At 71.5% G+C, this 26,932-nt stretch carries 19 protein-coding genes; 10 read left to right on the forward strand and 9 right to left on the reverse strand.

Annotated elements, in window-relative coordinates; genetic code table 11:
- Positions 1-450 precede the first annotated feature (450 nt).
- Positions 451-2,484: a thioredoxin domain-containing protein gene (locus KUM38_RS24235; RefSeq protein ID WP_217131548.1), complete on the reverse strand. Its 2,034-nt coding sequence runs from the start codon at positions 2,482-2,484 to the stop codon at positions 451-453.
- 144 nt (positions 2,485-2,628) lie between these two features.
- Between KUM38_RS24235 and KUM38_RS24240 the strand changes: the two genes are divergently transcribed.
- From KUM38_RS24240 to KUM38_RS24250, 3 genes are all read left to right on the forward strand, one after another.
- On the forward strand, positions 2,629-3,003 hold the full coding sequence (locus KUM38_RS24240; protein ID WP_217131549.1) for a hypothetical protein: 375 nt from the start codon (positions 2,629-2,631) through the stop codon (positions 3,001-3,003).
- Entirely contained in the window at positions 3,000-7,424 is a 4,425-nt protein-coding gene (locus KUM38_RS24245; protein ID WP_217131550.1) for a caspase family protein, read from the forward strand. The genes KUM38_RS24240 and KUM38_RS24245 overlap by 4 nt, the downstream gene beginning before the upstream one ends.
- Positions 7,425-7,539: 115 nt before the next feature.
- The gene (locus tag KUM38_RS24250; protein WP_217131551.1) at positions 7,540-10,740 is read left to right on the forward strand and encodes a tetratricopeptide repeat protein; all 3,201 of its coding nucleotides are present in this window, start codon (positions 7,540-7,542) and stop codon (positions 10,738-10,740) included.
- Positions 10,741-10,913: 173 nt separating this feature from the next.
- On the opposite strand, the gene KUM38_RS24255 is transcribed toward KUM38_RS24250, so the two are convergent.
- The gene (locus KUM38_RS24255; RefSeq protein ID WP_217131552.1) at positions 10,914-11,159 is read right to left on the reverse strand and encodes a hypothetical protein; all 246 of its coding nucleotides are present in this window, start codon (positions 11,157-11,159) and stop codon (positions 10,914-10,916) included.
- Positions 11,152-12,033: a mycothiol conjugate amidase Mca gene (gene mca, locus KUM38_RS24260; protein WP_217131553.1), complete on the reverse strand. Its 882-nt coding sequence runs from the start codon at positions 12,031-12,033 to the stop codon at positions 11,152-11,154. The genes KUM38_RS24255 and mca overlap by 8 nt, the downstream gene beginning before the upstream one ends.
- 149 nt (positions 12,034-12,182) lie before the next feature.
- Here mca and KUM38_RS24265 point away from each other — a divergent pair, with 149 nt between their 5' ends.
- Both KUM38_RS24265 and greA read left to right on the forward strand, forming a co-directional pair.
- Positions 12,183-12,581, forward strand: coding sequence for a DUF4307 domain-containing protein (locus KUM38_RS24265; RefSeq protein WP_217131554.1), 399 nt, complete (start codon positions 12,183-12,185; stop codon positions 12,579-12,581).
- Between the two features lie 167 nt (positions 12,582-12,748).
- Complete coding sequence (gene greA, locus KUM38_RS24270) at positions 12,749-13,246, forward strand: transcription elongation factor GreA (protein WP_217131555.1); 498 nt, start codon at positions 12,749-12,751, stop codon at positions 13,244-13,246.
- A 57-nt stretch (positions 13,247-13,303) separates the two neighbouring features.
- On the opposite strand, the gene KUM38_RS24275 is transcribed toward greA, so the two are convergent.
- The 3 genes from KUM38_RS24275 to ilvA all read right to left on the reverse strand — a co-directional run bounded on the left by KUM38_RS24275 (position 13,304) and on the right by ilvA (position 16,555).
- On the reverse strand, positions 13,304-14,149 hold the full coding sequence (locus tag KUM38_RS24275) for an ABC transporter permease (protein ID WP_217131556.1): 846 nt from the start codon (positions 14,147-14,149) through the stop codon (positions 13,304-13,306).
- Entirely contained in the window at positions 14,146-15,141 is a 996-nt protein-coding gene (locus KUM38_RS24280; protein WP_217131557.1) for an ATP-binding cassette domain-containing protein, read from the reverse strand. Before KUM38_RS24280 ends, KUM38_RS24275 begins: the two co-directional genes overlap by 4 nt.
- 184 nt (positions 15,142-15,325) lie before the next feature.
- Positions 15,326-16,555 carry a threonine ammonia-lyase gene (gene ilvA / locus KUM38_RS24285; RefSeq protein WP_217131558.1) on the reverse strand — a complete coding sequence of 410 codons (1,230 nt, stop codon included), beginning with the start codon at positions 16,553-16,555 and terminating at the stop codon, positions 15,326-15,328.
- A 174-nt stretch (positions 16,556-16,729) separates the two neighbouring features.
- Here ilvA and KUM38_RS24290 point away from each other — a divergent pair, with 174 nt between their 5' ends.
- The 3 genes from KUM38_RS24290 (at position 16,730) to KUM38_RS42095 (ending at position 18,213) form a co-directional block, all read left to right on the forward strand.
- Positions 16,730-17,218 carry a MarR family winged helix-turn-helix transcriptional regulator gene (locus KUM38_RS24290; RefSeq protein ID WP_217131559.1) on the forward strand — a complete coding sequence of 163 codons (489 nt, stop codon included), beginning with the start codon at positions 16,730-16,732 and terminating at the stop codon, positions 17,216-17,218.
- A gap of 246 nt (positions 17,219-17,464) precedes the next feature.
- Positions 17,465-17,968 (forward strand): sigma factor-like helix-turn-helix DNA-binding protein, encoded by a 504-nt coding sequence (locus tag KUM38_RS42090; protein ID WP_254397684.1) that lies wholly within the window; start codon positions 17,465-17,467, stop codon positions 17,966-17,968.
- Complete coding sequence (locus KUM38_RS42095) at positions 17,965-18,213, forward strand: hypothetical protein (RefSeq protein ID WP_308409032.1); 249 nt, start codon at positions 17,965-17,967, stop codon at positions 18,211-18,213. Before KUM38_RS42090 ends, KUM38_RS42095 begins: the two co-directional genes overlap by 4 nt.
- 3 nt (positions 18,214-18,216) lie before the next feature.
- Here the strand turns inward: KUM38_RS42095 and KUM38_RS24300 are convergent, their stop codons facing one another.
- Positions 18,217-19,374, reverse strand: a complete 1,158-nt coding sequence (locus KUM38_RS24300; protein ID WP_217131560.1) for a cystathionine gamma-synthase — start codon at positions 19,372-19,374, stop codon at positions 18,217-18,219.
- A 177-nt stretch (positions 19,375-19,551) separates the two neighbouring features.
- Between KUM38_RS24300 and KUM38_RS24305 the strand changes: the two genes are divergently transcribed.
- Positions 19,552-20,670 carry a hypothetical protein gene (locus KUM38_RS24305; RefSeq protein WP_217131561.1) on the forward strand — a complete coding sequence of 373 codons (1,119 nt, stop codon included), beginning with the start codon at positions 19,552-19,554 and terminating at the stop codon, positions 20,668-20,670.
- Between the two features lie 308 nt (positions 20,671-20,978).
- Here KUM38_RS24305 and KUM38_RS24310 read toward each other — a convergent pair whose 3' ends face one another.
- The gene (locus KUM38_RS24310; RefSeq protein WP_217131562.1) at positions 20,979-22,022 is read right to left on the reverse strand and encodes an NAD(P)-dependent alcohol dehydrogenase; all 1,044 of its coding nucleotides are present in this window, start codon (positions 22,020-22,022) and stop codon (positions 20,979-20,981) included.
- 172 nt (positions 22,023-22,194) lie between these two features.
- Here KUM38_RS24310 and KUM38_RS24315 point away from each other — a divergent pair, with 172 nt between their 5' ends.
- Positions 22,195-23,112: a helix-turn-helix domain-containing protein gene (locus tag KUM38_RS24315; protein ID WP_217131563.1), complete on the forward strand. Its 918-nt coding sequence runs from the start codon at positions 22,195-22,197 to the stop codon at positions 23,110-23,112.
- A 109-nt stretch (positions 23,113-23,221) separates the two neighbouring features.
- Here KUM38_RS24315 and KUM38_RS24320 read toward each other — a convergent pair whose 3' ends face one another.
- Positions 23,222-26,485, reverse strand: a complete 3,264-nt coding sequence (locus KUM38_RS24320) for a S8 family serine peptidase (RefSeq protein ID WP_254397693.1) — start codon at positions 26,483-26,485, stop codon at positions 23,222-23,224.
- Between the last annotated feature and the right edge of the window lie 447 nt (positions 26,486-26,932).

Consider the following 26,932-nt stretch of genomic DNA (forward strand, 5'->3'; position numbering starts at 1 on the left):
GGGGAACCACGGTCCGCCGCAAGGAACCGCAGGTCCGGCGCGGGGAACCACGGCCCGCCGCAAGGAACCGCAGGTCCGGCGCGGGGAACCACGGCCCGACGCAAGGAACCGCAGGTCCGGCGCGGGGAACCACGGCCCGCCGCAAGGAACCGCAGGTCCGGCGCGGGGAACCACGGCCCGCCGCAAGGAACCGCAGGTCCGGCGCGGGGAACCACGGCCCGCCGCAAGGAACCGCAGGTCCGGCGCGGGAAACCACGGCCCGCCGCAAGGAACCGCAGGTCCGGCGCGGGGAACCACGGTCCGCCGCGGAGAGCCGCGGGCCCGACGCGGCTGGTCGCGCCCGCGTGGCGGAGCCGCGTACCGGTACGGCCCCGCGCCCTCGTGGGGGGCTCGGCGCACCGCCGGACCGTTCTCGTCCGGGTGCGGCGGGCGGCCGGTACGGCCGCCGGTTCAGCCGCCCAGCGCCACCCGCAGCCGGTCGGAATCGGTCGTCGGCGCGTCACAGGTGAAGTTGCGGCAGACATAGGCGGCCGGTTCGCCCTGGACCAGCGGGCGGTCGGCGAGCAGCGGGAACTCGTCACTCCCCGGCGACCCGACGGCGACCACCGCGCCGGGCGCGGAACACAGGAGCGCCGTGCGGTGCAGGTCGGTCGTGGCCGGGTCGTCGAGCGCCGGACCGACCACCGCGACCTCCCGCGGCCCGTCCAGTACGGCCTCGGCGACCGCGAGCCCCCACCCGATGAACCGCGGGACCCGCGGGCCGAGCGCCTTCACCACGCCCAGCGCCCGTTCGGCGGCGATGCGGTGCGGCTCGGAACCGGTGTGCGCGGCATAGCTCAGCAGGGCGCCCGCGGCGGCGGTCCAGCCGGACGGGGCGGCGTTGTCGGTCGGGTCCTGCGGCCGCCGGATGAGCCGCTCCGCGTCGGACGCCGTGTCGTACAGGGCGCCCGACTCCGGGTCGGCGAAGCGGGCGAGCACATGGTCGAGCAGCAGTCCGGCGAACTCCAGCCACACCCCCTCCCCCGTCACCGACGCCAGCGCCAGGAAGCCCTCGGCGACATCGGCGTAGTCCTCCAGCACCCCCGCGTTGGCGCCCACCCGGCCGTCCTTGCTGGTGCGGGCGATCCGGGCCCGGTCGTCCAGGTGCAGCCGGACCAGCAGGTCACCGGCGGCGACGGCGGCCTCCGTCAGGTCCGGCCGGCCGAAGTAGGCGCCGGTCTCCGCGAGCGCGGCGATCGCCAGCCCGTTCCAGGCGGCGACCACCTTGTCGTCCCGGCCGGGCGCGGGCCGCGCGGAACGCGCCGCGAGCAGCCGATCCCTGATGCCGTCGATCCGCCCGGCGTCGAACACCTCGTCCCGCTGCGGGAGTTGCAGCACCGAGGCGCCCTCCTCGAAGGTGCCCTCCACGGTCACCCCGAAGTACCGCGCGGCGAGTTCCGCGTCCTCCTCCCCGAGGACCTCGCGCAGCTGCGCGGGCGTCCAGACGTAATACGCGCCCTCGACATGGCGCCCCGTGCCGTCGTCGCTGTCGGCGTCCAGCGCGGACGCGAACCCGCCCTCGGGCGTGCGCAGTTCGCGCACCATGAAGTCGGCGGTCTCCAGCGCCACCCGGCGGGCGAGCTCCGAGCCGGTGGTCCGCCACAGGTGGGCGTAGACCCGGCACAGCAGCGCGTTGTCGTAGAGCATCTTCTCGAAGTGCGGCACCACCCAGTCCCGGTCCACGGAGTAGCGCGCGAAGCCGCCGCCGAGCTGGTCGTAGATCCCGCCGCGCGCCATGCGCTCACAGGTGTCCTGCGCCATCTGCAGCGCGCCCTCGGCGCCGGTGCGGGCGTGGTGGCGCAGCAGGAACTCGATCACCATGGACGGCGGGAACTTCGGCGCCCCGCCGAACCCGCCGCGCTGCGGGTCGTACTCGCGGGTCAGCCCGAGCAGCGCCTGCGCGAGCTCCTGCTCGCCGGGCAGCCGGTCGTCGCCGTAGGACAGCTCCCGGCCGGCCAGGTCCCGGGTGATCTTCCCCGCCACCTCGTCGACCTCGCCGCGCCGCTCGTCCCACGCCTGGTGGACGCCCTGGAGCACCTGCCGGAAGGACGGCATGCCGTGCCGGGGGGCGGGCGGGAAGTACGTACCGAAGTAGAACGGCTCGGCGTCCGGGGTGAGGAACACGGTCATGGGCCAGCCGCCCTGCCCGGTCGCCGCCTGCACCGCCTCCATGTAGACGGCGTCCACGTCCGGGCGCTCCTCGCGGTCCACCTTGACGCTGACGAAGTGCGCGTTCATGTCGTCGGCGGTGGCCTGGTCCTCGAAGGACTCGCGCGCCATCACATGGCACCAGTGGCAGCTCGAGTAGCCGACGCTCAGCAGCACCGGCACATCGCGCCGCCGCGCCTCGGCGAACGCCTCCTCGGACCAGGACCACCAGTCGACGGGGTTGTCGGCGTGCTGGAGGAGATAGGGGGACGTGGCCTGCGCAAGTCGGTTCGCCATACCTCCATACTCGCGCACCCCGGCCGCGGAGACGCGCAGGCGATCGTCCGTCGTCCCGAACCTGCGCAAACCGGTGGTGGCGGGCACCACCGTCGCTAAGCTCACAACGGCGGTTGCACGTTCATCTGCGCGGGACGGTGGGGGATGAGGTTTCACATTCTGGCGGACGGCGACGAGGAAGCGCTGGTCGACCTTCAGTCGTGGCTGGCCGACGACCCGGGCACCGCCGGGGTGCCGGTCGCCACGGTCGGTGGCCACGGCCCCACGATGGGGGTGCTGGAGGCGCTGGACGTCGTACTGGGCAGTGCGATGGACATCGCGAACTTCGCTCTCGCCTATGCGACCTGGCGCTCCGTGAAGCGCGACGAGCCGCCCGGGAACGCCCAGGGCGGAGGGGCGGGCGCTCAGCGCCTGGTGCACGGGGACAGCACGGTGGACATCGGCCATCTCTCCGCGGAGGAACTGGCGGACCTGCTGCGCCGCCTGAACGGCACCCGGCCCGAGGGAGCGGACGAGTGACCACCGGCACCGGCCGGTCGCGGGCGGTGCTGTTCGGCGTCCACGACTTCACCGAGCTGACCCGGCTCGACGGCGTCCAGCACAATGTGCCGGCCCTGCACACCCTGCTGACCAGCACGGACGTCGGCGGATTGGCGGAGGAGGACTGCACCGTCGTACCGCCCGACGGAACGCAGCAGCAACTGCTGGACGCCTTGCACGACGCCGCGCAGGAGGCCACCGACCTCCTGCTGGTCTACTACGCGGGTCACGGGCACTTCGGCGGCCGGGACCGCTCGTTCCTCCTCGCCACGCGGGAGTCCAGCGGAAAGCGCCCCTACCACTCGGTGAAGTACAACGACATCCGGGATCTCGTCTCGGGGTCGGCCGCCCAGCGGAAGGTGGTCGTCATCGACTGCTGCTTCAGCGGCCGGGCGCTGTCCATGGCGGACGAGCAGACCCCGACGCAGCTGGACATGGAGATCACCGGTGCCTGCGTCCTCACCTCGGCGGCGGAGACGGAGCGTTCCCTGTGCCTGCCGGACGGCAGTGTCTTCACCCTGGAACTGACCGGGCTGCTGCGTGAAGGGCTCAGCGGCGAGCTGACCGGCGGGCGCCGGGGCGAGCACCTGCCCGACCTCACCATGACCGACGTCTTCAACGCGCTGCATCACAGACTGCACGGCAGGGAGGTCGACGGCCTGCGCGTCCCGCAGCCCAGGATGAGCACGCGCGACCTCGGTCACCAGATCGTGCTCGCCCGGAACCGCGCGTACACGGGAGCGCCGGACGACATCCTCGGGTACGGGGCGGCGGAGCCGTCCGAGGAGCACGAGTGGGTGACGGCGACGCGTGATCACCCCTTGTGGAACTACGCGTCGGACGAGCGCGGATTATCCCTCCTGCGCGACACCGCGACCGCACTCGTCGGCCGGGCCGCCATCGCGGCGGTACGGGAGAACGGGGCGCTCACCGGTGATCCGTGGCACTCGCCATCCTTCACCGACCGGCTGGCGGAGTGGACCGACAGCCTACTGCTCGACAGCAGCCTGCGCCCCGAGGAGCTGGAACTCTCCGCCGCCGAGATCTTCCTGCTCGTCACGCATCCGTACCTACACGCCGCGTTCTGGCACCACAATGCGAGCCAGTACAGCGCGCTCGACCCCACGGCCCTCGACGCGCAGAGCACGTCCCCGGCCCGGCAGAGTTACGAGCGCTTCCTCCAGAGCCAGCCGCGACTGGTGCGCCGGGCACTGCGCTGCAAAGACCGCGACGCATCCCACGCGATCGGCTGGTGGCTCTTCCACCGCTGGCTCGCCCGGCAGGCCAGGCTCTATGAACCCACCTCCGTCGAGACTCTGCTGGACCGGCTCGCGGTCCCCCTGGGCAAGCGCTCCCCGAGGGAGAAGCGGCTCATCGAGGACGTGCTGGAGCCCTCACTGATCGCCCAGCTCCTGCGCGCGCCTCAGTTCCCCGGACAGCCCGAGAAATCCGCTGCCACGCCCCGGGGCGTGGGAGCGGCGGAAACCGCACAGCTGGTCCGGGCGCAGCAGCTCGCGGAGCTGCTGCGCATCGCCCACCTCTTCGCCATCGACCCGATCGCCCTGCCCGACGTGGTGGCGGACCACATCGGCATCGGCTACGCCGTGGACCTCCACGACCTGCACCGCACCCTGGACGGCTTCCGGTGGGAACCGAACGGCAGGACCCGGATTCTGAGCGCCACCTGCCACCACCTCGCCGTCGACCTGGGGCTGCGCCACCACGCAGCCGCCCTGGACACGCTGCTGGCCCGGATCGACATCAGCACCGGCGACGAGGGGCGGCCGACGCTGCTGCGCAACCTCCCGTCGCACGTCACCGCCGACCGGGTGACGCCCGCGGCCGAGGCCCACGGCCGCGCGGCCTACGAGTCGACCGAACTGCGTTTCCGGCTGGCCGACGACCGTATCCAGGAACTGCTGATGGGCGAGGAGCTCTACGGAGATCCCGCTCTCGCCATCCGGGAGCTGTACCAGAACGCCCTGGACGCATGCCGTTACCGGGAAGCACGTACGGCGTACCTACGCGCCACCGGCTCCCAGATGGCACCGTACGACGGGAGGATCACCTTCACCCAGGGCGTCGACGAGAAGGGCCCCTACCTGGAGTGCCGTGACAACGGAATCGGCATGGGGGAGATCGAACTACGGGACCTTTTCTCGCATGCCGGAATGCGGTTCACGAACCTTCCGGAATACATCGAGGAGAAGGCCAGGTGGCGAGAGAAGAACATCTTCATGTACCCGAACAGTCAATTCGGGGTGGGTGTACTCAGTTATTTCATGCTGGCCGACGACATCACCGTCACCACCTGCCGCCTCACGCCCGACGGGCTGCCGGGCGAGCATCTCAGCGTGGAGATCGCCGGCCCCGGCTCGCTGTTCCGCATCCAGCGGCTGGAACGCTGCGCCGACCCCTACACCAGCGTCCGGCTCAGGCTCCGCTCGTCCGACGTCACGTCCTGCGTGGACGTGCTGCGCCGCATCCTGTGGCTGTCCGACTTCGACGTCACGGCAAGCGACGACCGGGGGCAGACGCAGATCTGGAAAGCGAAGACCCTCTGCGACGCGGCCCCCGCGGGCGCGTCCGATCCCCACCAACCGGGAGCCGTTCGCGAAGAGGGGACGGTCACAGTCGCCGGTTCCACACCAGCGGTGTGGTGGTGCAACACCAACGGCGCGGTACTGGCCGACGGCCTGTGGGCGGGTGAGCACCGTTTCGGGGCGGTGGTCAACCTGTCCGGCAGGCACACACCACGCCTGACCGTGGACCGGCGACGGATCATCGCCCCGGACACCGCGGAGATCGAACGACTGCTGCGCCAGGAGATTCCCAGCCTGCTCGCCGCGGGGGACACCGTGTTGCGGCATGACTGGCTGGCACAGGTCCTCCACGAAAGCCCGGGGCTGGCCGACGACATCTTCGCCGAAGCGGTGCGTGCTCGCTTCGCGCCGTGGAGGATCGCAGGCCGGGAGGTGGACATCACCGAATGCGGATACTTCGCGGGGGACGACTCTCTGGCAAATTGGGAGAACGTCCCTCCGAGAAGGGTTCCCACCCCCAACCTGAGAGGTGTCACCGAGTTCAGGGTAAAGGCTTTGACGAGATCTGGTTTCTTTCCAGGGTTCGTTGCCTCTGCTCCTCCCTCTTCGACACTCCCGGTACCCTCCGACGTTTACGTGCTGGCACCGACATGGAGGCCCTCTCGTGATATTTGGTCCTGGGTCGAGTTGATGTTCTTCTACCAATCCGTGGCGAGTATCGGGCTGATCTCACAGGCGGCGGACAGGCTGGGAAAAAGCCCCGAGGAGGTCGCCGCTCGTCTGAGAGAACTCGGCTTCAGCACCCCCGCCCCACCCCTGCCGAACCCCCAAGAGGACGACCTCCGCATCATCAGCCATGACCTGGACACACGCGCCCCCTGGCTCGAACCCGACAGCACCGTCAGCATCGCTCACATCATCCGAGCCGCCACCGCTGTCGGACACAGCCCCGACGAGATCGCCGCCCGCCTGAGAGAACTCGGCTTCAACACCCCCGCCCCACCCCTGCCGAACCCCCAAGAGGACGACCTCCGCATCATCAGCCGTGACCTGGACGCAGAGGCCCCCTGGCTCGAACCCGACAGCACCGTCAGCATCGCTCACATCACCCAAGCCGCCACCGCTGTCGGACACAGCCCCGACGAGATCGCCGCCCGCCTGAGAGAACTCGGCTTCAACACCCCCGCCCCACCCCTGCCGAGCCTCCAGAAGGACGACCTCCGCATCATCAGCCAGAACGCGGACGAAGCCTCACCTTGGCTCGACCCCGACAAGCCGGTGCACATCGCTCACGTCATCCGGGCCGCCGACCGGACGGAAAGCACCGTCGACCACATCAAGGCCCGCCTGACCGCACTCGGCCACCACGCGCCGGCCACTCACGTGCCGGACTTCGGACGGGACGACCTCCGCATCCTCAGCCGCAACCTGGACGGGCAAGTCCCTTGGCTCGATCCCGACAAACCGGTGCACCCCGCTCACATCGTCCAGGCCGCCGACCGGACGGAAAGCACCGTCGACCACATCAAGGCCCGCCTGACCGCACTCGGCCACCACGTGCCGGCCACTCATGTGCCGCTGCCGGAACCGGAGGATCTTCTCCTCATCAGCGCCGACCTGGATTCGAGGGCTCCCTGGCTCGACCACGACGATCCGGTCCAGCCCGCCCACGTCCTGCGAGCCGCCCGCGTCACGGCGCGCACCCCGCACGCCATCGTCACCCGCTTGACGGAGCTCGGGTACAGGCTGCCCGACTCCATCACCCTGAGCCCGGAAGCACACGCTTCGGAGTCGCCGACCGCCGCGCCCGCCAAACCCGTCCCCGATGGGCCGGTCCGTGCGGGCAAGTCGCCGTGAGAGGGGCGCCGTTCCCGCCCCTCCCGTCCCGGCACTGATCGTCGCCCCCTCGCGCTGACGCCCCGCCCGAAGCACACTCGTACGCAAAGGAGTCGCCGCCGGAGGGGGACATGTCATGCGGGACAGTCAACGGGCGGACGCCGAGCGGCTGTTGGCGCGGGCCGTGGAGGAGGAGGTGCGCAGATCGGGCGGGCGCACCGACGGCAGGGTGCTGCTCGCGCGGGCGCGCGGGGCACTGGACGCGATGGTGCGGACGGCGGCCGAGGAGTACGAGGCGTACACGCGCGCCCTGGACGAGGCGGAGGCCGGGCAGCTCACCTTCCGGCAGCGTTACGCCCGCGAGGGCGCCGGGACCCCGCTGCTGGTGGCCGGGGTGGCGGGGGTCGCGGCCGTGGTCGCCGACATGGCGCTGGGGACGGGCACCGGGACGGCGCTGGGCGCGGGCGTGACCGTCGGGGTCGTCGGCGCGGCGGCGACGGTGGTGAAGGTGGCGGGCGCGCACGTGCCCGCCGCGCACCACCGGGCCGGTGCGGTGAGCCAGCCGGGCGGGCCGGAACAGCTGCGGCTGCAGTGGCTGACGGCACTGGAGGTGCGGGGGATCCGGCCGTTCCTGGACCAGCAGCGGGTGCTGGCCGCGTCCACCGGGCCGAAGCAGACGGGGCCCCGGCTGCGCGGCGCGGACAAGAGCGCGGCGGCCCGCGGGCGGAGCGTGCTGGAGCAGTCGTTCGGGCAACTGCCGGAGCCGCTGGGATTGTTCGCGGGGCGGCGGCAGGAGATGGCGCGGATCCGGCAGTGGGTGCGGGCGGCCCGCGCGACCACGGAGACCCGGCCGACGGTGGTCGTGCTGCACGGGGCGCCCGGCAGCGGCCGTACGACGCTCGCGGTGCGCGCCGCGCACGACCTGAAGGACCACTTCCGCGGGGCCTGTGTCGTCGACCTGCGCGGCGACGGCCCGGGCGAGCCCCCGCTGTCCACCCGGGACGCGCTGCTGCACCTGCTGAACCGGCTCGGAGCGCCGCGCGAGCAGCTGCTGTTCCGCGAGCGGTCCTCCCCCGACCAGCAGGTCAAGCGGCTGAGCGAGTTGTACCACCAGCATCTGACCGGGATGCCGGTCACGATCGTCCTGGACGACGCCTCCGATCCGCAGCAGGTCCGCACGCTGATCCCGGAACGGTCCGACAGCCTCGTCCTCGTCACCTCCCGCGCGCCGCTCGGGCTGCCGGACGATCTGCCGGCCCGGGTGTACCAGCTGCCGGTGGAGCCGCTGGACCCCGCGGGTGCGGAGGAGCTGCTGACGGCCGCCGCGCAGGACTCCTCGGGGCCCTACGACGCCGAGTCCACCGAGCGGGTGCGGGAGCTGTGCGGAGGGCTGCCGCTGGCGCTGCGGGCCGCCGGCGCGGCCCTCGGTCCGCGCTCGCCCCTCGCGCTCGCCACCGACCTGGCCGCCTACGGGCCCGTCGAGCCGGTCGAGCGCGCCCTGTGGCTGCGCTACACCGACCAGCCGGAGACCCTGCGGCGGCTGCTGCGGCGGCTGGCGCTGGCCGGCCGGGCCTCGCTGGGCGCCGCCGCGGCCGCGGCCCTCCTCGCCACCGACGAGGCGGAGGCGACCCGGCACCTGGTCGCCCTGAACCGCGCCGGCCTGATCGACCGCGTCCGGCACAGCCGCTACCGGCTGCACGACCTCGTCCGCGCCTTCGCCCTCGCCCGCCTCCTCGACGAGGAGGACCCCGCCGAGCGCACCGCGGCGCAGGAACGGCTGATCGTGAACTACGCCGAGCTGGCCGACTCGGTGCTGCGGCTGGTCGACGGCAACATGTCGACCCGCTCGGACCGCTTCAGCCCGTACGGCTTCACCTCGCTGGACGAGGCGCTGCGCTGGCTGGACGACGAGTCGAGCTTCATCACGGCGGCGCTGCGGCACGCGGAGGGCGTCGACCGGCGGGCGGTGCTGAACCTGCTCGGCGCGCTGTGCGACTACTGCCTGCTGCGCGGCGACCTGTACCGGCTGGGTGAGATCAACGAGCTGGCGCAGGCCGTGGACGAGGGGCTGCTGGTGCGCTCGGTGCAGTGGCGCACGGGCATCGCGGCACGGCAGCTGGGCGAGCTGGACACGGCGCGGACCACACTGACGTCGGTGGTGGACCTGTACCGGGAGTCGCAGCACGACGCGGGGGCGGCGCGGGCGCTGACCTCGCTCGGGATCACGCTGCACCACCAGGGCAATCTGACGGAGGCGTCGGCGAGACTGCGGGAGGCGCTGGACCTGCAGGCCGCGCCCGAGCTGGCCACGGACCGCGCCTGGACGATGCACGCGCTGGCGGCGGTCGAGCGGGACCGGGCCCGGCTGGCCGAGGCGCTGGACCTGCTGACCGAGTCGCTGGTGCTGCACCGCGCGGGCGAGTCCGTGCACGGGCAGGCGTGGGCGCACTTCCAGCTGGGCCAGCTGAACCTGCGCAGGGGCGACGTCCCGCGCGCCGAGACCGAGCTGCGCACCGCCCTGGAGCTGTACGGCCGTACCCGCGACGCCCGCGGTGAGGCATGGGCGCTGACCGAGCTGGCGCGGGCCCGGCTGGTCGACGGGGACGCCTCACCGGCGGTGGAGGACCTGCGCCGGGCCGCCGCCCGGCACCGGGACAACGAGGACGTGCGCGGTGAGGCGTGGACGCTGTACTACCTGGGCCAGGCGCTGGAGGAGACCGGCGACCTGGACCGGGCGGTGCGGGAGCTGGAACGCGCCCGCACGATGTTCTCCCGGATGCGGGACGTGTACGGCCTGGCCTGCGCCCGGCACCACTCGGCGCGGGTGACCCGCGACCAGCGGGCCGCCCGGACGGGGTCGCTGCGGAACTCCGGGTTCGCCCGGCAGCTCCTCGTGGACGCGCGCGCCGACTTCCAGCGCATCGGGGTGGCGCACGGCGAGGCGTGGACCTGCCTGGAGCTGGCGGTCGTCGACGCGGGCAACGCGCGCACGCAGCAGGCGCTGGCGCTGTGCGACGAGGCGGTGTCCCTGTTCGTGTCGTACGGCGACCGGCGCGGCGAGGACTGGGCGCGCTTCCTGCGCTGCACGCTGCTGCCGTACGCGGCGCCGGGCGGCACGGAGGTCGGTACGGCGGTGGCGCAGGAGGAGCTGTCCCGGCTGGGCCGGGCCGGCCACGACTTGCGCGACGGAAAACTGGCCGACTGCGTGGAGGCGTACCAGCTCCTCCTGGAGCGGGGCGTCAGCCTGGAGGCCGGCTGGCAGGCCTGGCACCTGGGCATGGTCCCGAGCCGCCACGCCCGCGAGGTGATGGGCGTACCGGTGAACGAAAAGGCGTAGCCACCCACGCAATCCGCGGGCAGTCGTGCCGCTGGGGCGGCACGGGTGGGCGGTGGGGGAGGCACCCCGCGAGCGCCGGGCCGCGCGAACACCCCCCGCCCCACACCAACACCGGGCGCCCGGACTCACACGACCGTACGGCCCTCCAGCGCCTCCGGAGGGCCGTACAACGCTCAGCCCCGCTTCTCCGCGGCGGCCGCCGCCTCCGCCTTCTCCGCCCCGGGTCCCTCGGACTCGACGAAGTCGACGCGGCCCATGTGCCGGTTCATGGACTTCATCAGGGCCCACACCGCCAGAGCCATCACCGCGAACACGATGAACCCGAGGACACCGGGGGTCACCTTGTCCTCGTCGAGTTCCTTGGCCAGAGGCACCAGGTGGGTCATTGCCAGGCTTGCGCTTGCGCTCATGTCAGGCATTGTCCCGGATGCCCGCGAAGAGGTCGTCCTCGGGGAGGGACGTATCGACGAGCGACTTCGCGAGCTCGTACTCCTCCGTCGGCCAGACCTCCCGCTGGAGGTCCATCGGCACCCGGAACCAGCCCCCGTCGGGGTCGATCTGCGTCGCGTGCGCGATCAGCGCCTTGTCACGGATCTCGAAGAAGTCGGCGCACGGCACGTGCGTGGTGAGCGTGCGCTCCTTGCGCTCGAACTCGCTCCAGCGCTTCAGCCAGTCCCCGTACGGCGACTCCAGGCCGCGGTCCAGCATCGCCTGGTGCAGCGCCTCGGTGCGGGGACGGTTGAAGCCCTGGTTGTAGTACACCTTCAGCGGCTGGTACGCCGGGCCGTACTCGCCCTCCGGGTACTTCTCGGTGTCCGCCGCGCCCTCGAACGCCACCATCGTGATCTTGTGGGTCATGATGTGGTCGGGGTGCGGGTAGCCGCCGTTCTCGTCATAGGTGGTGATCACCTGGGGACGGAAGGAGCGGATCTTCCGCACCAGCTCACCGGCCGCCTTGTCGACGTCCTCCAGGGCGAAGCAGCCCTCCGGCAGCGGCGGCAGCGGGTCGCCCTCGGGCAGCCCGGAGTCGACGAACCCGAGCCACTCCTGCTTCACGCCCAGGATCTCCCGGGCCTCGTCCATCTCCTTCCTGCGCACCTCGTGGATGTGCTCCTCGATGTAGGCGTCGCCCTGCAGTTTCGGGTTGAGGATGGAGCCGCGCTCCCCGCCCGTGCAGGTCACCACCAGCACGTCCACCCCCTCGGACACGTACTTCGCCATGGTGGCCGCGCCCTTGCTCGACTCGTCGTCGGGGTGGGCGTGCACGGCCATCAGTCGCAGCTGGTCAGTCAAGACTCAATCCTCAAGTCGGTCGGCGCCCTCAGTGCGGCGGCGCAGTAGCAGGCTTCTATAGTGACCGAATCGGGGGACGAATAATTCCGGGGTTTTCCACTCCGGGGCCTGCCAAGGGACACCGGTTCCCTCCTGCCGAGGAGACGATCATGAGTACGCCGAGCGCGCGGCTGCCCGAGGGCCGTTACGGCCGCTCCTCCGACCAGCAGGCCGACCGCACCCTCAAGGCCGTCGGCGCCGTGCTGTCGGTGCTGATGCTCGCGCTGATCGGCTGGTTCGGCTACCACCACGTCGTCCAGAACGAGATCAGCGCCGAGGTGATCGGTTTCGACACCGCCGAGGACTCGGTGAAGGTGCACCTGGAGGTGCACAAGGACGCGGGGACCGCCGGCTACTGCACGGTCCGCTCCCAGGCCGAGGACGGCGCCGAGGTGGGCCGCGCCGACTTCCGCTTCGACGAGGACGCCACGCGCGTCGACGAGGTCGTCACGCTCCGCACCACCTCGCGGGGCACCTCGGCCGAGCTCGTCGGCTGCCACACGGACTGACACCACGGGGAATACCTGGCCACTGACCTGCGCTGACATGAGTCTGGTGGCTTATGTCCTCCCCCTACGGGCACTCAATTGTTAGGCTCGTGGTTTCGCCCATCCCTGAAGGAACATCCTTCAGAGAGGGCGATGCTTTGTATTCCCAGCACCTACGAGGAGCACCTGTGACCCAGACCAGCGAGAACGTCACCTGGCTGACCCAGGAGGCGTACAACAAGCTCAAGGACGAGCTTGAGTACCTTACTGGTCCCGCGCGCACGGAGATCGCCGCCAAGATCGCCGCCGCGCGCGAGGAGGGCGACCTGCGGGAGAACGGCGGGTACCACGCGGCCAAGGAGGAGCAGGGCAAGCAGGAGCTCCGTGTACGCCAGCTCACCCAGCTCCTCGAGAACGCCAAGGTCGGCGAGGCCCCGGCGGCCGACGGTGTCGTGGCGCCCGGCATGGTCGTGACGATCGCCTTTGACGGCGACGAGGACGACACCCTGTCTTTCCTGCTCGCCTCCCGCGAGTACGCGAGCGCCGACATCGAGACCTACTCGCCGCAGTCCCCGCTCGGCTCGGGCGTCATCGGCCACAAGATCGGCGAGGACGCGGAGTACGAGCTGCCGAACGGCAAGAAGGCCTCGGTGAAGATCCTGGAGGCGAAGCCGTACACCGGCTGACCCGCCCCCGCGAGTCCCCGACGGGCCCCCGGCACCCCTGTGGTGCCGGGGGCTTCGTCATGCCGCCGCCGAGCGGTACTTGCGCACGGCGAGCGTCCGGAAGAACGCGATGATCAGAATCGAGTAGATCAGCGACGCCCACACCGGGTGCTGCATGGGCCAGGCGTCCGAGGTGGAGACCCCGGGGTTGCCGAAGAGCTCGCGGCAGGCCTGCACGGTGGCGCTGAACGGGTTCCAGTCGGCGATGTGGCGCAGCCAGGGCGTCATGTTGCTGGAGTCCACGAACGCGTTCGACACGAAGGTCACCGGGAAGAGCCAGACCAGTCCGCCGGAGGTGGCCGCCTCCGGGGTGCGCACCGACAGGCCGATGAGCGCGCCGATCCAGGTGAACGCGTACCCGGCCAGGAGGAGCAGGGCGAACGCGCCGAGCACCTCGCCGACGCTGGTGTGGGTGCGCCAGCCGACCAGGAGGGCGACGACGGCGAGCACCAGCAGGGTGAGCGCCGTCTGCACCATGTCGGCGAGGGTGCGACCGGTGAGCACCGCGCCGCGCGCCATGGGCAGGGAGCGGAAGCGGTCGATGAGCCCCTTGTGCATGTCCTCGGCGATGCCCGCCCCGGCGCCGGCGGTGGCGAAGGTGACGGTCTGCGCGAAGATGCCGGCCATCAGGAACTCGCGGTAGACCTGCGGACTCGTACTGCCGCCGATGTCCATGGACCCGCCGAACACGTACGAGAACAGCACCACGAACATGATGGGCTGGATGAGCCCGAAGATCACCACTTCGGGAATCCGGGCCATGCGGATCAGATTGCGCTTGGCGACGACCAGGGAGTCCCGGATCGACCGGCCGATGGGGTTGCCGGGGGCCGTGACCCGGACGGCGTCGGTGACGGCGCTCACTTCGCGGCCTCCTTGCTGTCCTCGTTCTCGGCCCCGGCCTCCGCGACATGGCCGGTGAGGGAGAGGAAGACGTCGTCGAGGGTGGGGCGGCGCAGACCGATGTCGTCGATCTCGATGCCTTCGGTGTCGAGGTCGCGGATGATCTCGGCGAGGAGCTTCGCGCCGCCGGAGACCGGTGTGGTGATCTTGCGCATGTGGTCCTCGACCGTCGTGTCGCCCTGGCCGGCGCCGCGCAGGCTGTACTTGTCGAGGAGGGCGGAGGCGGCCCGGATGTGCTCGCGCTCGTGCACCACGACCTCGACGCGCTCGCCGCCGGTGCGGGCCTTGAGCTGGTCGGAGGTGCCCTGGGCGATGACCCGGCCGTGGTCGACGACCGCGATGTCGTGGGCCAGGTGGTCGGCCTCCTCCAGGTACTGGGTGGTGAGCAGCAGCGTCGTACCGCCGGAGACCAGCTGTTTGATCACTTCCCACAACTGCTGGCGGTTGCGCGGGTCGAGGCCGGTCGTCGGCTCGTCCATGAACATCACGGGCGGCGAGACGACCAGGGCGGCGGCGAGGTCGAGCCGGCGGCGCATGCCTCCGGAGTAGGTCTTGGCGGTGCGGTCTGCGGCGTCCGCGAGGTTGAACTGCTCCAGCAGTTCGTCCGCGCGGGCCTTCGCCGCCTTCGCCTTCATCTGGTAGAGCTGTCCGACCATCTGCAGGTTCTCGCGGCCGGTCAGGTACTCGTCGACGGCGGCGAACTGGCCGGACAGGCCGATGGAGCGGCGTACGGCGTCGGGTTGCTTCAGCACGTCGAGGCCGGCGACGACCGCCCTGCCGCTGTCGGGCCGCAGCAGGGTGGTCAGGCAGCGGACGGTGGTGGTCTTGCCCGCGCCGTTCGGCCCGAGCAGGCCCAGGACGGTGCCCTCGGGGACATCGAGGTCGACGCCGTCCAGCGCCCTTACGTTCCCGAAGGTCTTCACTAAGCCTTCGGCATGGATGGCGCCTGGCATATCAGTCTCCACGTCGTTGTGATTCTTCGGAAAGCCTAGGTTTGCGCGCTCCGGCGCGCTGAGGTTTTTCGCCGGGCGCGGGCGGCGGGACGGGCGACGGCACCCGGCGGCGAGAGAAACACCATAACGCGATGTATCGCGTCTCACAATGGACTTACCCGAAGGAGTGACGCCGCGTCGGGCGTCAGTCCATGACCGTGTAACCCGCCTCGCGCAGGGCCCGTTCGACCTCCGCGCAGTGCTCCGGGCCCTTGGTCTCCAGGTGCAGCTCGACCTCCGCCTCCGTGAGCCCGAGCCGGGGGTCGGTCCGTACGTGGCTCACGTCGAGGACGTTGGCGTCGGCCACCGACAGCGCCCCCAGCAGCGACGCGAGCGCGCCCGGCCGGTCCGTCAGGCGCAGCCGTACGGCCAGGTAGCGGCCCTGCGCGGCCATGCCGTGCCGCAGCACCCGCTCCATCAGCACCGGGTCCACGTTGCCGCCGGACAGCACCGCGACGACCGGTCCCTCGAAGGCCCCGGGCCGGCTCAGCAGCGCCGCGACCGGGCTCGCCCCGGCCGGCTCGACGACCAGCTTGGCCCGCTCCAGGCACAGCAGCAGCGCGGCCGACAACTCGTCCTCGGTGACCGTGCACACCTCGTCCACCAGCTCGCCGACGATCCCGAACGGCACGTCACCGGGCCGTCCCACCTTGATCCCGTCGGCCATCGTCGCCGGGTCGCGCACCGACACCGGACGCCCGGCCGCCAGCGAGGGCGGGTACGCCGCCGCGCCCGCCGCCTGCACGCCGACGATCCGCACGTCGGGCCGCAGCGCCTTCACCGCGACCGCGATCCCGGCGGCCAGCCCGCCCCCGCCGATCCCGACGACGATCGTGCGCACCTCGGGGCACTGGTCCAGGATCTCCAGGCCCACCGTGCCCTGGCCCGCGATGACGTCCGGGTGGTCGAAGGGGTGGATGAACACGGCGCCCGTCTCGTGCGCGTACTCCGTCGCCGCGGCCAGCGTCTCGTCGACCACCTGGCCCTGCAGGCGCACCTCGGCGCCGTACTCCCGGGTCGCGCTGATCTTCGGCAGCGGGGCGCCCTTCGGCATGAACACCGTGGACCGCACCCCGAGCAGCGAGGACGCCAGCGCGACACCCTGCGCGTGGTTGCCGGCGCTCGCCGCGACGACACCGGCGGCCCGCTCCTCGGGCAGCAGCCCGGCGATCCGGACGTACGCGCCGCGCAGTTTGAACGACCCCGTCCGCTGCAGGTTCTCGCACTTCAGGTGCACCGGCGCGCCCACCCGCCGGGACAGGTGCCTGCTGCCCTCCAGCGCGGTCGTCCGTGCCACGCCCGAGAGCATCTTCTGGGCGCCGCGCACGTCGTCGAGGGTGACGGTCCGCAGGTGTTCGGCCGTGCTGTAGCTCATGACTCCAGGATCGCAGTTCGCCTCCGGCGGCGGCCGGTGTGACCAACCCGCGGACTCGGCTTTGCGCAGCGCCGGTACGGGCCGTCGTCCGGCCGCGTACCCTGTCCCCCAATTAGCAGCCCTCCACGAAGTGAGCCCCCGGCCATGCCCACAACACCTGATATGTCGATGGACATGAGGACGGACCTGACGGCCGTCGGTGACACCGGTCTTCTCGACACGCTGCAGCACGAGGTGGCATTGTTCGCACGCCGTGCCGAACAGACGCGTCTGGGCGGGGTCGGCCAGGTGCGCAACTCGATGGACCGTGCCGCGTACCTGCTGCTCAACCGCCTCGACAAAGAAGGCCCGATGGGCGTCAAGGCGCTCGCCTCGAGCATGGGCATCGACTCCTCGACGGTCACCCGGCAGGTCGCCCCGCTCGTGGACACCGGCCTGGTCAAACGGACCTCGCACCCCGAGGACGGACGCGCGGTCGTGCTCCAGCTGTCCCCGCGCGGGCAGTCGCGCCTGGAGGAAGTGCGCTCCTCCCGCCGCCAGTTGATGGCCGAACTGACCCAGGACTGGGACGCGGAGGAACGTGAGGCGTTCTGCACGCTCCTGACGCGCTTCAACGGCGCGCTGTCCGCTCGGATGTCCGCGCAGGACCAGACGGACTCCTGATCTCCGGGGGCAGCGCTCCCAGACCCCCTTCGGCCTGAACGGCCTCGTCCTCAAACGCCGGAGGGGCTGATTTCAGCCCCTCCGGCGTTTGAGGAGCGGGGTCCGGGGCGGAGCCCCGGGTTCGGGACGGGAAGGGGCGGCGGGGGCGAAAAAACCGGAGCGTCACGCGCGCACGTCCCTTGACCCAGGGGTACACCCTGGCCTGATATGAGAACCGAGGGCTCTCACCGGCGACGGGAGGCGCGGTTGCACCCACGGCACACGTCCCAGGACGACCTCCGCGCCCGCGAGTTCGAGGCGTACGTCGCGGGCGCCGGCACCCGGTTGCTGCACACCGCGACCCTGCTCACCGCCGAGGCCCCGGACGACAACCCGCACGCGCGGCGCCTGCTGACCCTGGCGCTGGCCCACACGTACGCGGGCTGGCACCGGCTGCGCGGCGGGGACCCCTACGCCCACACCCGCCGGTACCTGGCGACCCGCTTCGCGAACGACGCCTGGCACCGCCGCGGCGGACTGCTCCCCTCCCGTGCCCGCCCGGAAGGCCCGCTGGCCCGGCTCTCCCCGCAGGAACGCCTGATCCTGGTACTGCGGCTGTACGAGGGGATCGCCGAGGAACAGACGGCGGCCCTGCTCGGCCTGTCCGCGGAGCGCGTGCGGACCGTCTTCCACCGCGCGATGGCCGCCGTACTGCGCCCGTCCCCGGGACCGGCCCCCGCGGTGGGCGGCGTCAAGGCGGTGCCGTCGTGACCCGGATGAGGCGTGAGGCGACCGTACGGCGGATGCTGGAGCAGTCGCCGCCGCCCGTGCCGCCCGGGCTGCACGCGGAGGCGGTGCGCCGCGGGGCCCGCATCCTGCGCCGCAGGACGCTCGCCCGCCGCGTGATGTGGCTGCTGTTGCTGGCGGGGAGCGTGGCGTTCGTGGTGTGGGCGCTGACGGCCCGTCCCTGGGTGGAGCCGCCGTCGGAGACGACTCCACCGCTCATGGGCTGGTGACCGTCAGCGCCCGAGCGCCTGCTGGAGGTCTTCGAGCAGGTCGTCGACGTTCTCGATGCCCACGGAGAGGCGCACCAGGTCGGCGGGGACCTCGAGCGCGGAACCGGCCGCGGACGCGTGCGTCATCCGCCCGGGGTGCTCGATCAGCGACTCGACGCCGCCCAGGGACTCGCCGAGCGTGAACACCCTGGCCCGGTTGCAGACCTCGACGGCCGCCTCCTCGCCGCCCTCCACGCGGAAGGAGACCATGCCGCCGAAGGCGCGCATCTGCTTGGCGGCGACCTCGTGGCCGGGGTGGTCGGGCAGCCCCGGGTACAGGACGCTCGTCACGCGCGCGTGGCGGGTGAGCATGTCGGCGACCTTCGTGGCGTTCTCGCTGTGCCGGTCCATGCGGACCGAGAGCGTCTTGGTGCCGCGCAGCACCAGCCAGGAGTCGAAGGGGCCGGCGACCGCGCCCATCGCGTTCTGGTGGAAGGCAAGCTCCTCGCCCAGCTCCGCGTCGCCGGTGATCAGGGCGCCGCCGACGACGTCGGAGTGGCCGCCCATGTACTTGGTCAGGGAGTGCACGACGACGTCCGCGCCGAGTGCGAGCGGCTGCTGGAGGTAGGGCGTGGCGAAGGTGTTGTCGACGACGAGCCGGGCGCCCGCGTCCCGGGCGACCTGGGCCACGGCGGCGATGTCGGTGATGCCGAGCAGCGGGTTGGAGGGGGTCTCCACCCAGACGGCCTTGGTCTTCGGGGTGAGGGCGGCCCGCACCGCGGCCGGGTCGGAGGTGTCGGCCACCGACCACTCCACGCCCCACCGTGCGACGACCTTGGCGAAGAGCCGGAACGTGCCGCCGTACGCGTCGTTCGGGATCACCACGTGGTCGCCGGGGCTGAGCAGCGTACGCAACAGGCAGTCCTCGGCCGCCAGTCCGGACGCGAACGCGAGGCCGCGGCGGCCGCCCTCCAGGGCGGCGAGGTTCTCCTCCAGCGCGGTCCTGGTCGGATTGGCGCTGCGGCTGTACTCGTAGCCGCCGCGCAGGCCGCCGACGCCGTCCTGCTTGTAGGTGGACACCTGGTAGATCGGCGGGACGACCGCGCCCGTCAGGGGGTCGGCGGTGTTGCCCGCGTGGATCGCGAGCGTCTCGAAGTGCTGACTGATGTGCCTGTCGCTCATGGGCACCGAGGGTAGTGCGCGCACGGTGCGGATGACGGACGCGGAGGGGCGACGCGGACGGAGCGGGCGGGTGGAGCGGGCGGACGGAGCGGGTGGAGCGGGCGGACGCCGGGAGTTTTCCACAGGGTCCGGCACCGGGTTGGCCAATTGTCGGCGTGGTCTGGTTCGCTTGGTGGCATGGAGATTCTCTGGGTCCTGATCGCGCTCGTCATGCTCGGCTTCGTGGTGGTGCCGTATCTGCGGCGCGGGCGCGGGACGATCATGCAGGTCCCCGCCGGCCACCCGGACGCGGCGGACCCGGCGAACTACCGCTTCGCCCGCGAGGAGGAGCTGGACATCCGCATGCCGGGTCCCGACCAGGACCTGCTGGACGTCCTGGACCTGGTGCAGCGCACGCAGGACTACCGCGCGGCGCAGCAGCTGCTGGCCGGCACGGACGCGGAGGACGAGCGGCGCTGGCAGCGCGTCCAGGCGTTCGCGGGCGCGGCCTCGCTGGAGCTGCAGCAGCGGCCCGGCGGAGTGGGCGAGACACCGGGCGGGCAGTGGCTGCGGGTGTGGCGGACCGAGATGCCCAAGGACGCGGGCGGCGCCGCGGTGCACGCCGAGTTCCTGGTGCAACAGGCGTGGCGTACGGCGGCGCCCGGGACGGACGAGTTCCGGATCATCATGGAGGAGGCGAAGGCGGCGTGCGGCGAGGCCGCGCTGCTGGCCCCCGGTGACCCGGTCCCGTACATCGTGGAGCTGTCGGTGGCCCGCGGACTCGGTTACCCGCGGCAGGACTTCGAGCAGCTCTGGCTGAAGATCCTGGACCGCGCCCCGGCCCACATGGGGGCGCATCTGGCCGCGCTGCACTACTGGTGCGAGAAGTGGCACGGCTCGCGGCAGCAGGCGTTCGCGTTCGCGGAGGCAGCGGCGGCGCGGGCGCCCCAGGGCTCCCTCCTCGCCGCCATGCCGCTCTTCGCGGTCTTCGAGCACCTGCCCGAGGTGAACCTGGTCGCCGGTTTCTACCGGAGCGAGACCGTCACCAAGGCGGTCCACGGCGCGCTGCACGCGGTGCACTCGGCCCGCCCCGACGACCCGATGTCGGCGCACGTGCGGCACCTGCTGGTCTTCTTCCTGGTCCGCGGCGAGCGCTGGGCGGAGGCCATGAGCCAGCTCATACACATCGACGGCCACGTGGGCGCCCTCCCCTGGACCCTCTCCCCGGACCCGGCCGCCGAGTTCGCCGTCTACCGCGCCCTGGCGGTGGCCGGCTACGAGGCGAACGGCGGCAGCCCGGCGACACTCCCGCACTGAGCACCGCGGTACGGATCCCGGCCGGATCCTGGACGAGGCCCACACGGCCGTCGGCCTCCCGCCCCGGTGAACACGGACTGGCGCTGGGAGTACGGCCACGACCACGTGGCGGGCGGCATTCCCTCTCATGTGGTGACGGAGGTGGAGCGCCTCGCCGGCCGGCCTGCGCCGTATGGACGCGGCCGGCGGCTGGTTCTCCTGCCTGGTGGCACCCCCGTGAGCCGCTGATCGTCGTCGTCCGGATCGGGCCCCCGTTCGAGGCGCTGTGACCGGCGCTCCCACCGTCGGTGGCCAGGGGGCGCCAGGCGTCAGATCGTCGCCGTGTCGATCACGAAGCGGTAGCGGACGTCGCTGTTCAGGACGCGCTCGTACGCCTCGTTGATCTCGGCCGCGCCGATCAGCTCGATCTCCGCGCCGATGCCGTGCGCGGCGCAGAAGTCCAGCATCTCCTGAGTCTCGGCGATGCCGCCGATCATCGAACCGGCGAGGGTCTTGCCGCCCCCGAGCAGCGAGAAGAGGTTGAGGGCGACCGGCTCCTCGGGAGCGCCCACGTTCGCCAGCGTGCCCTCCGTCCTGAGCAGGGACAGGTAGGCGCCGAAGTCCAGCGGGGCCGACACCGTCGACACGATCAGGTCGAAGGTGCCCCGCAGCTCCTCGAAGGTCTTCGGGTCGCTGGTGGCGTGGTAGTGGTCGGCGCCCAGCTTGAGGCCGTCGTCCTTCTTGCGCAGGGACTGCGACAGCACCGTCACCTCGGCGCCCAGCGCGTGCGCGATCTTGACGCCCATGTGGCCGAGGCCGCCCATGCCGAGGACCGCGACCTTCTTGCCGGGACCGGCGCCCCAGCGCTTCAGCGGGGAGTACAGGGTGATGCCGGCGCAGAGCAGGGGCGCGGCGACGTCGAGGGCCAGCCCGTCGGGGATGCGGACGACGTAGTTCTCGTCGACGACGATCTTCTCCGAGTAGCCGCCGTAGGTGGGCTCGCCGTTCTTGTCCAGGGCGTTGTACGTGCCGACCATGCCGCTGCCGGTGCAGTACTGCTCCCGTCCGGCCTTGCAGTTCTCGCACTCTCGGCAGGAGTCGACCATGCAGCCGACGCCCACGCGGTCACCCACCTGGTACCGGGTGACGCCGGGGCCGACCTCGGACACCACACCGGCGATCTCGTGGCCGGGGACCATCGGGAAGATCGCCTCGCCCCAGCCCTCACGGACCTGGTGGATGTCGGAATGGCAGATGCCGGCGAACTTGATGTCGATCAGGACGTCGTGCTCACCGACCGCGCGCCGCTCGACGGTCGTCCGCTCCAGCGGAGCCTTGGCGGCGGGTGCGGCGTATGCGGCAACAGTGGTCATGCCGGGTTCTCCTCGTGAGGTCGTGCGCCCGGCTGTCTCCTGTCCGGCCGGGCCCGGTCCCCAGCCTGCGACAGCGGCCCGGACTCACCCAGACCACGGCTCTGCCTACGTTGGCCGTGCGTACCACTGGCGGGGACAGGATGGCGTGCGTACGACCGGGAATACTGGAGGCATGGACGAGCAGCACACCCACCCGGCCGGCCCCGCTAGCGGCGGCCTCGACCCCCGGGCGGAACTCAGCGAGTTCCTGCGCACCCGGCGGGCCCGGCTGAAGCCGGAGGACGTGGGACTGCCGGACTTCGGACGGCACCGCCGGGTGCCGGGCCTGCGCCGCGAGGAGCTGGCCCAGCTCGCCGGGGTGTCCGTGGCGTACTACACGCGCCTGGAGCAGGGCAACGGGCGGAACGTGTCGGCGGAGGTGCTGGACTCGATCGCGCGCGCCCTGCGCCTCACCGACGCCGAGCGGTCCCACCTCACGCACCTGGCGAAGCCGAAGCGGCAGCGGCGGAAGCCGGTGGCCCGGACCCAGCAGGTCCGCCCCGCGCTGCGGCACCTGCTGGAGTCGATGGACGCGGTCCCGGCGTACGTCGTGGGCCGGCGCTCGGAGATCCTCGCCTGGAACCGGATGGCGGCGGCGGTCTTCGGGGACTGGGGTCGGCTCCCGGCGCAGGAGCGGAACTGGGCGCGGCTGGTGTTCCTGCACCCGGACCACCGGGAGCTGTTCGTGGAGTGGGAGCAGAAGGCGTACGACATGGTCGCCTATCTCCGCATGGACGCGGGCCGCCACCCGGACGACCCGCAGCTGTCCTCGCTGGTGGGCGAGCTGTCCGTCAAGAGCGAGGAGTTCCGCAGGCTGTGGGCGGCGCACGACGTCAAGGAGAAGAGCCACGGCGTCAAGCACGTCCGGCATCCGCTGGTCGGTGAGCTGACGCTGCTGTGGGAGTCGTTCCGCCCGGCCGGCGACGACACCGGACAGTCGCTGGTCACGTACTTCGCGGAGCCGGGTTCGCCGTCGGCGGAGGCCCTGAAGCTGCTGTGCAGCTGGGGCGCGGACGCGAGGCGGGCCGGAGCGGGAACCACGGCTCCCTGAGACCGACGGCCCACGGCTCCCGGCTCTCGACGCCCGGGTCCTCCCGCGTCCGAAGGAAACGGAACGGCCCGCCGGAAGCGGTGCTTCCGGCGGGCCGTCCGTTCACGGACTACTTGCCGTAGTACGCGTTGTAGATCGAGATCGTCGACTTGTTGCCCTTCTTGTCGGCGATCTTGGCGTGGAAGGAGATGGCCTTCCCCTTCGACGGGTTCTTGAAGGTGATCTTCCCCTTCGTGACCGTGGTCTTCTTCCAGGTCTTGCCGTAGTCGTAGGACACGTACACCGACAGGGACTTGAGGTTCTTGCCCTTGGCGGCGCCCTCGACGGTGACCGGGACGGTGACCTTCTTGCCGGCCGTCACCTTGCTGTCCAGTCCGGTGGCCGCCTGGAAGCGGACCGTGGAGGCGGGCAGCTGCTTGAGGTCGGCGGTCTTCTTGGAGCGGAAGGTCCAGCTCGCGTCGATCCGCGTGGAGGCGGCGGCGACCTTGGCGCTGCGCTTGACCGAGGTGGTCAGCTTGTAGGAGGCGTCCGCGGACGGAACCTTGAACTCCTTCTCGCCGAACAGCGGGTCGTCGTGCGAACCGACCTTCTTGCCGTTGCGGTAGAGGCTGGTGGTGACCGACGTGAACACCGAGGAGCCGTCGTGGCCCTTGCCGTCGGCGAACAGCGGGACCAGCCCGGAGATGCTGTTGCCGTCACGGAAGATGCCGTAGTCGGAGGTGAGGCGCGGCCCGAAGACGGCCGTGTTCACGGTCTCCTTGTACGACTTGCCGCCCTTGTAGCCCTTCGCGTAACCGATGACGTAGCCGGCCTCCGAGATCGGCCAGCCCTCGGCGTCGACACCGCCCTGCTGCTCGAAGTCGAGGTCCCACTTCACCCCGGCCACGGTGGACAGGTGCAGCGTGCGGGTGCCGGGCAGGTTCTGTGCCTGGCCGAACGAGGAGGCGCCGCTGCTCTCGGGCAACGTGCCGAAGGCGCTGACGACGCCCTTCTTGCCGCTCGCCGCGGCGCCCATGCCGACCTTCACCGTGGCGAGTTCGCCGGCCTTGTAGTTCCGGGTGTATCCGGTGGCGAGGTTCTTGACCTTGGCGCCGGTGACGGTGCTGTACTGCTCCTTGGCGCCCTTGCTGAAGTGGGCGTCCCACTGCTGGTACAGCGAGCCGTCGGTGACCTGCGGGCCGAGGTGGGCGGAGCGGAAGTTGTCGTACGAGTCCAGCCACCAGCCGAAGAGGTTGGCCGAGTTCTTCGTCTCGACGGTGTAGTCGGCGGAGGCGAACCCCTGCTTGACGCCCTTGTCCGGCACGGTGATCTTCACCGGCTTGGCCTTGCGGGCGTCCAGCGTGATCGTCGTGTTCTTGGTGACGCTCAGCTTGGGCTGGGCGAGCCAGTCGGCGCCCTCGTACTTCTCCGAGCCGGGGTCGGGGTTGACGAAGATGCCGGTGTCCAGGACGTAACCGCCCTTGGGCACGCGGGCGGTGACGGTGCCGTCGGCCTCGTAGGGCTGGTACCACCGGCCGGCGCCCAGGCCGGAGAGTCCGGCGAGGTTGGCGACGTAGTTGGTGGCCGGCTTGCCCGCGCGGTCGAGGAACTTCAGCGTCACGTCGTACGACTCGACCTCGCGCTGCACCGCGGCCGCCGTGCGCACGGTCTGCCCGTCGCCCGTCGCGACCACGTACGCGGAGTAGGCGCCGTCGACCGTGCCGCCCAGCCTGGTGTCGACCGTGAGGTCCACGGAGGCCTTGCCGCCCGCGGGGACCGTGACCGTCGTGGCGCCCAGGGTGAAGAAGCCGGCCGGGGCCGCCTTGCCCTGGGGGTTCTTGGCGGTCGACGTCAGCTTGAGGGTGACGTCCTGGGTGCCGAGGTTGCGGTAGGTGAGCTGCTCGGTGACGGGCTTGTCGTCGGCGTGCGGCCACTGCTGGACGCCGAAGCTCAGCGACACCGGCTCGGCGATCACCGTCTGCTTGACGGCCTTGTCGACCTGGACGCGGCCCGAGCCCTGCTCGAACGGCGTGTACGCGCCGCCCTTGGTGGAGCCGGTGAGCGCGCCCTTCAGCTCCGCGTAGGTCCACTCCGGGTGCTGCTGCTTCAGGATCGCCGCCGCGCCCGCGACGTGCGGGGTCGCCATCGACGTACCGGAGATGGTCATGTACCCGGCCGGCTTCTCGCCTTCCTCCTCGGCGATGAGGTTGCCCTTCGCCGAGGCGGCCGTGATGTCCACGCCGGGAGCGGTGACGTCCGGCTTGATGGCGCCGTCGCCGACGCGCGGGCCGGTGGAGGAGAAGTCGGCGAGCTTGTCCTTGTCGTCGACGGCACCGACGGTGAGGGCGGCGTCCGCGCTGCCGGGCGAACCGACGGACTGCGGGCCCTCGTTGCCGGCCGCGATGGCGAACAGGACGCCCTTCTCGGCGGACAGCTTGTTGACCGCCGCCTCCAGCGGGTCGACCTCGGCGGTGTCCATGCCGCCCAGGCTCATGTTGACGACGTCGGCGCCCTGCGCGGCCGCCCACTCCATGCCGGCGAGGATGCCGGAGTCGTCGCCGAAGCCCGCGTCGTCGAGGACCTTGCCGTTGAGGATCTTCGCGCCGGGCGCGACGCCCTTGTACTTGCCCTTGGACTTGGCGCCCGTGCCGGCCGCGATGGACGCGACGTGGGTGCCGTGGCCGACCTTGTCCCCGGCGGTGGCCGCGGAGGTGAAGTTCTTGGACTCGGTCACCTGGCCCTTGAGGTCCGGGTGGGTGGCGTCGACGCCGGTGTCGAGGACGGCGATCTTCACGCCCTTGCCGTCGTAGCCGGCCTCCCATGCCTTCGGGGTGCCGATCTGCGCCACCGACGTGTCGAGGGAGGCCTTGCGGACCCCGTCGAGCCAGACGTGGGCGATGCCGGAGGCGGTCCTGTCGCCGTTGGTGACGGCGTCCCACAGCTCGGGCGTCTCCTCGTGCGGGGTCTGCACCGCGTCCGCGTTCAGGGACTTCAGGGTCCGGCGGACCGTACCCGCGTCACGGACGTCGGCCTTGGCGGCCTGAGCGGCGCCCTTGTAGCCGACGATGACCTTCAGGCCCCGCTTCTGGGAGCCGCGGGTCGTGGCCTTGTTCAGCTCGGTGACGTCGAACAGCCGCTGGTCCAGCTTGCCGCTCGCGATCAGCCGGGCGGCGTCGGCCGGCACCACCAGGGTGTGGCCGTCGGTGCGGCGGACCTGCACGGGTATGTGCTCCCGGCCCTCGGCCCGCTCCAGGCCGACCACGCGGCCCTTGGCGTCCACCGCGACCCGGTCACCCGTGATCAGCGTGATCCGGTGCTTGGCCTTCAGCGAGGACGTCTCCGTCGTGGCGGCGGCGGTCGTGCGCTCCCCGTTCGCCGACGCCGGGCCGGCCATGCCCGCCGCGAGTGCCACGGCGGTCGCCGTGGCGATCGTGGCCGCGCACGCCCTCTTCACTTGTCTGCGCAAGGTTCCCCCTAGCGAAGTCGCCGGGCGAACTCGACGTCACCCGGCCGGGGGTGGTCTCGTACGCATGCGCGCACCCCCCGGATCACGCAGTATGCCGAGGGGTGATCAATCGTCTCAAGGGACACCGGAAAGGGTGCCGAAGTCGACGGGTGGCTGTAACCCCACCGCCGGGACTCCGTTACACGATCGCGCGGTTGACGGTTCCACGCGCGGGAGTTCCCCTTTCCACGCGCGGGGGTTCTCCTTCACCGTTTTCCACGCGCGGGAGTTCCTCTTCACCGTTTTCCACGCGCGGGAGTTCCCCTTCCTCGCTTTCTACGCGCGGGAGTTCCCCTTCCTCGCTTTCTACGCGCGGGAGTTCCCCTTCCTCGCTTT

It is taken from the genome of Streptomyces sp. AC558_RSS880, assembly GCF_019049255.1.
Lineage (GTDB): Bacteria > Actinomycetota > Actinomycetes > Streptomycetales > Streptomycetaceae > Streptomyces.

Coding starts and splice junctions, on each gene's coding strand:
- KUM38_RS24310 (WP_217131562.1), bottom strand. CDS start 22,022: ATGACCACTGTTGCCGCATACGCCGCACCCGCCGCCAAGGCTCCGCTG.
- KUM38_RS24255 (WP_217131552.1), bottom strand. CDS start 11,159: ATGCCTGACATGAGCGCAAGCGCAAGCCTGGCAATGACCCACCTGGTG.
- KUM38_RS24300 (WP_217131560.1), bottom strand. CDS start 19,374: ATGAGCGACAGGCACATCAGTCAGCACTTCGAGACGCTCGCGATCCAC.
- KUM38_RS24290 (WP_217131559.1), top strand. CDS start 16,730: ATGAGGACGGACCTGACGGCCGTCGGTGACACCGGTCTTCTCGACACG.
- KUM38_RS24240 (WP_217131549.1), top strand. CDS start 2,629: ATGAGGTTTCACATTCTGGCGGACGGCGACGAGGAAGCGCTGGTCGAC.
- KUM38_RS24235 (WP_217131548.1), bottom strand. CDS start 2,484: ATGGCGAACCGACTTGCGCAGGCCACGTCCCCCTATCTCCTCCAGCAC.
- KUM38_RS24305 (WP_217131561.1), top strand. CDS start 19,552: ATGGAGATTCTCTGGGTCCTGATCGCGCTCGTCATGCTCGGCTTCGTG.
- ilvA (WP_217131558.1), bottom strand. CDS start 16,555: ATGAGCTACAGCACGGCCGAACACCTGCGGACCGTCACCCTCGACGAC.
- KUM38_RS24320 (WP_254397693.1), bottom strand. CDS start 26,485: ATGGCCGGCCCGGCGTCGGCGAACGGGGAGCGCACGACCGCCGCCGCC.
- KUM38_RS24280 (WP_217131557.1), bottom strand. CDS start 15,141: ATGCCAGGCGCCATCCATGCCGAAGGCTTAGTGAAGACCTTCGGGAAC.
- KUM38_RS24315 (WP_217131563.1), top strand. CDS start 22,195: ATGGACGAGCAGCACACCCACCCGGCCGGCCCCGCTAGCGGCGGCCTC.
- KUM38_RS24265 (WP_217131554.1), top strand. CDS start 12,183: ATGAGTACGCCGAGCGCGCGGCTGCCCGAGGGCCGTTACGGCCGCTCC.
- KUM38_RS24250 (WP_217131551.1), top strand. CDS start 7,540: ATGCGGGACAGTCAACGGGCGGACGCCGAGCGGCTGTTGGCGCGGGCC.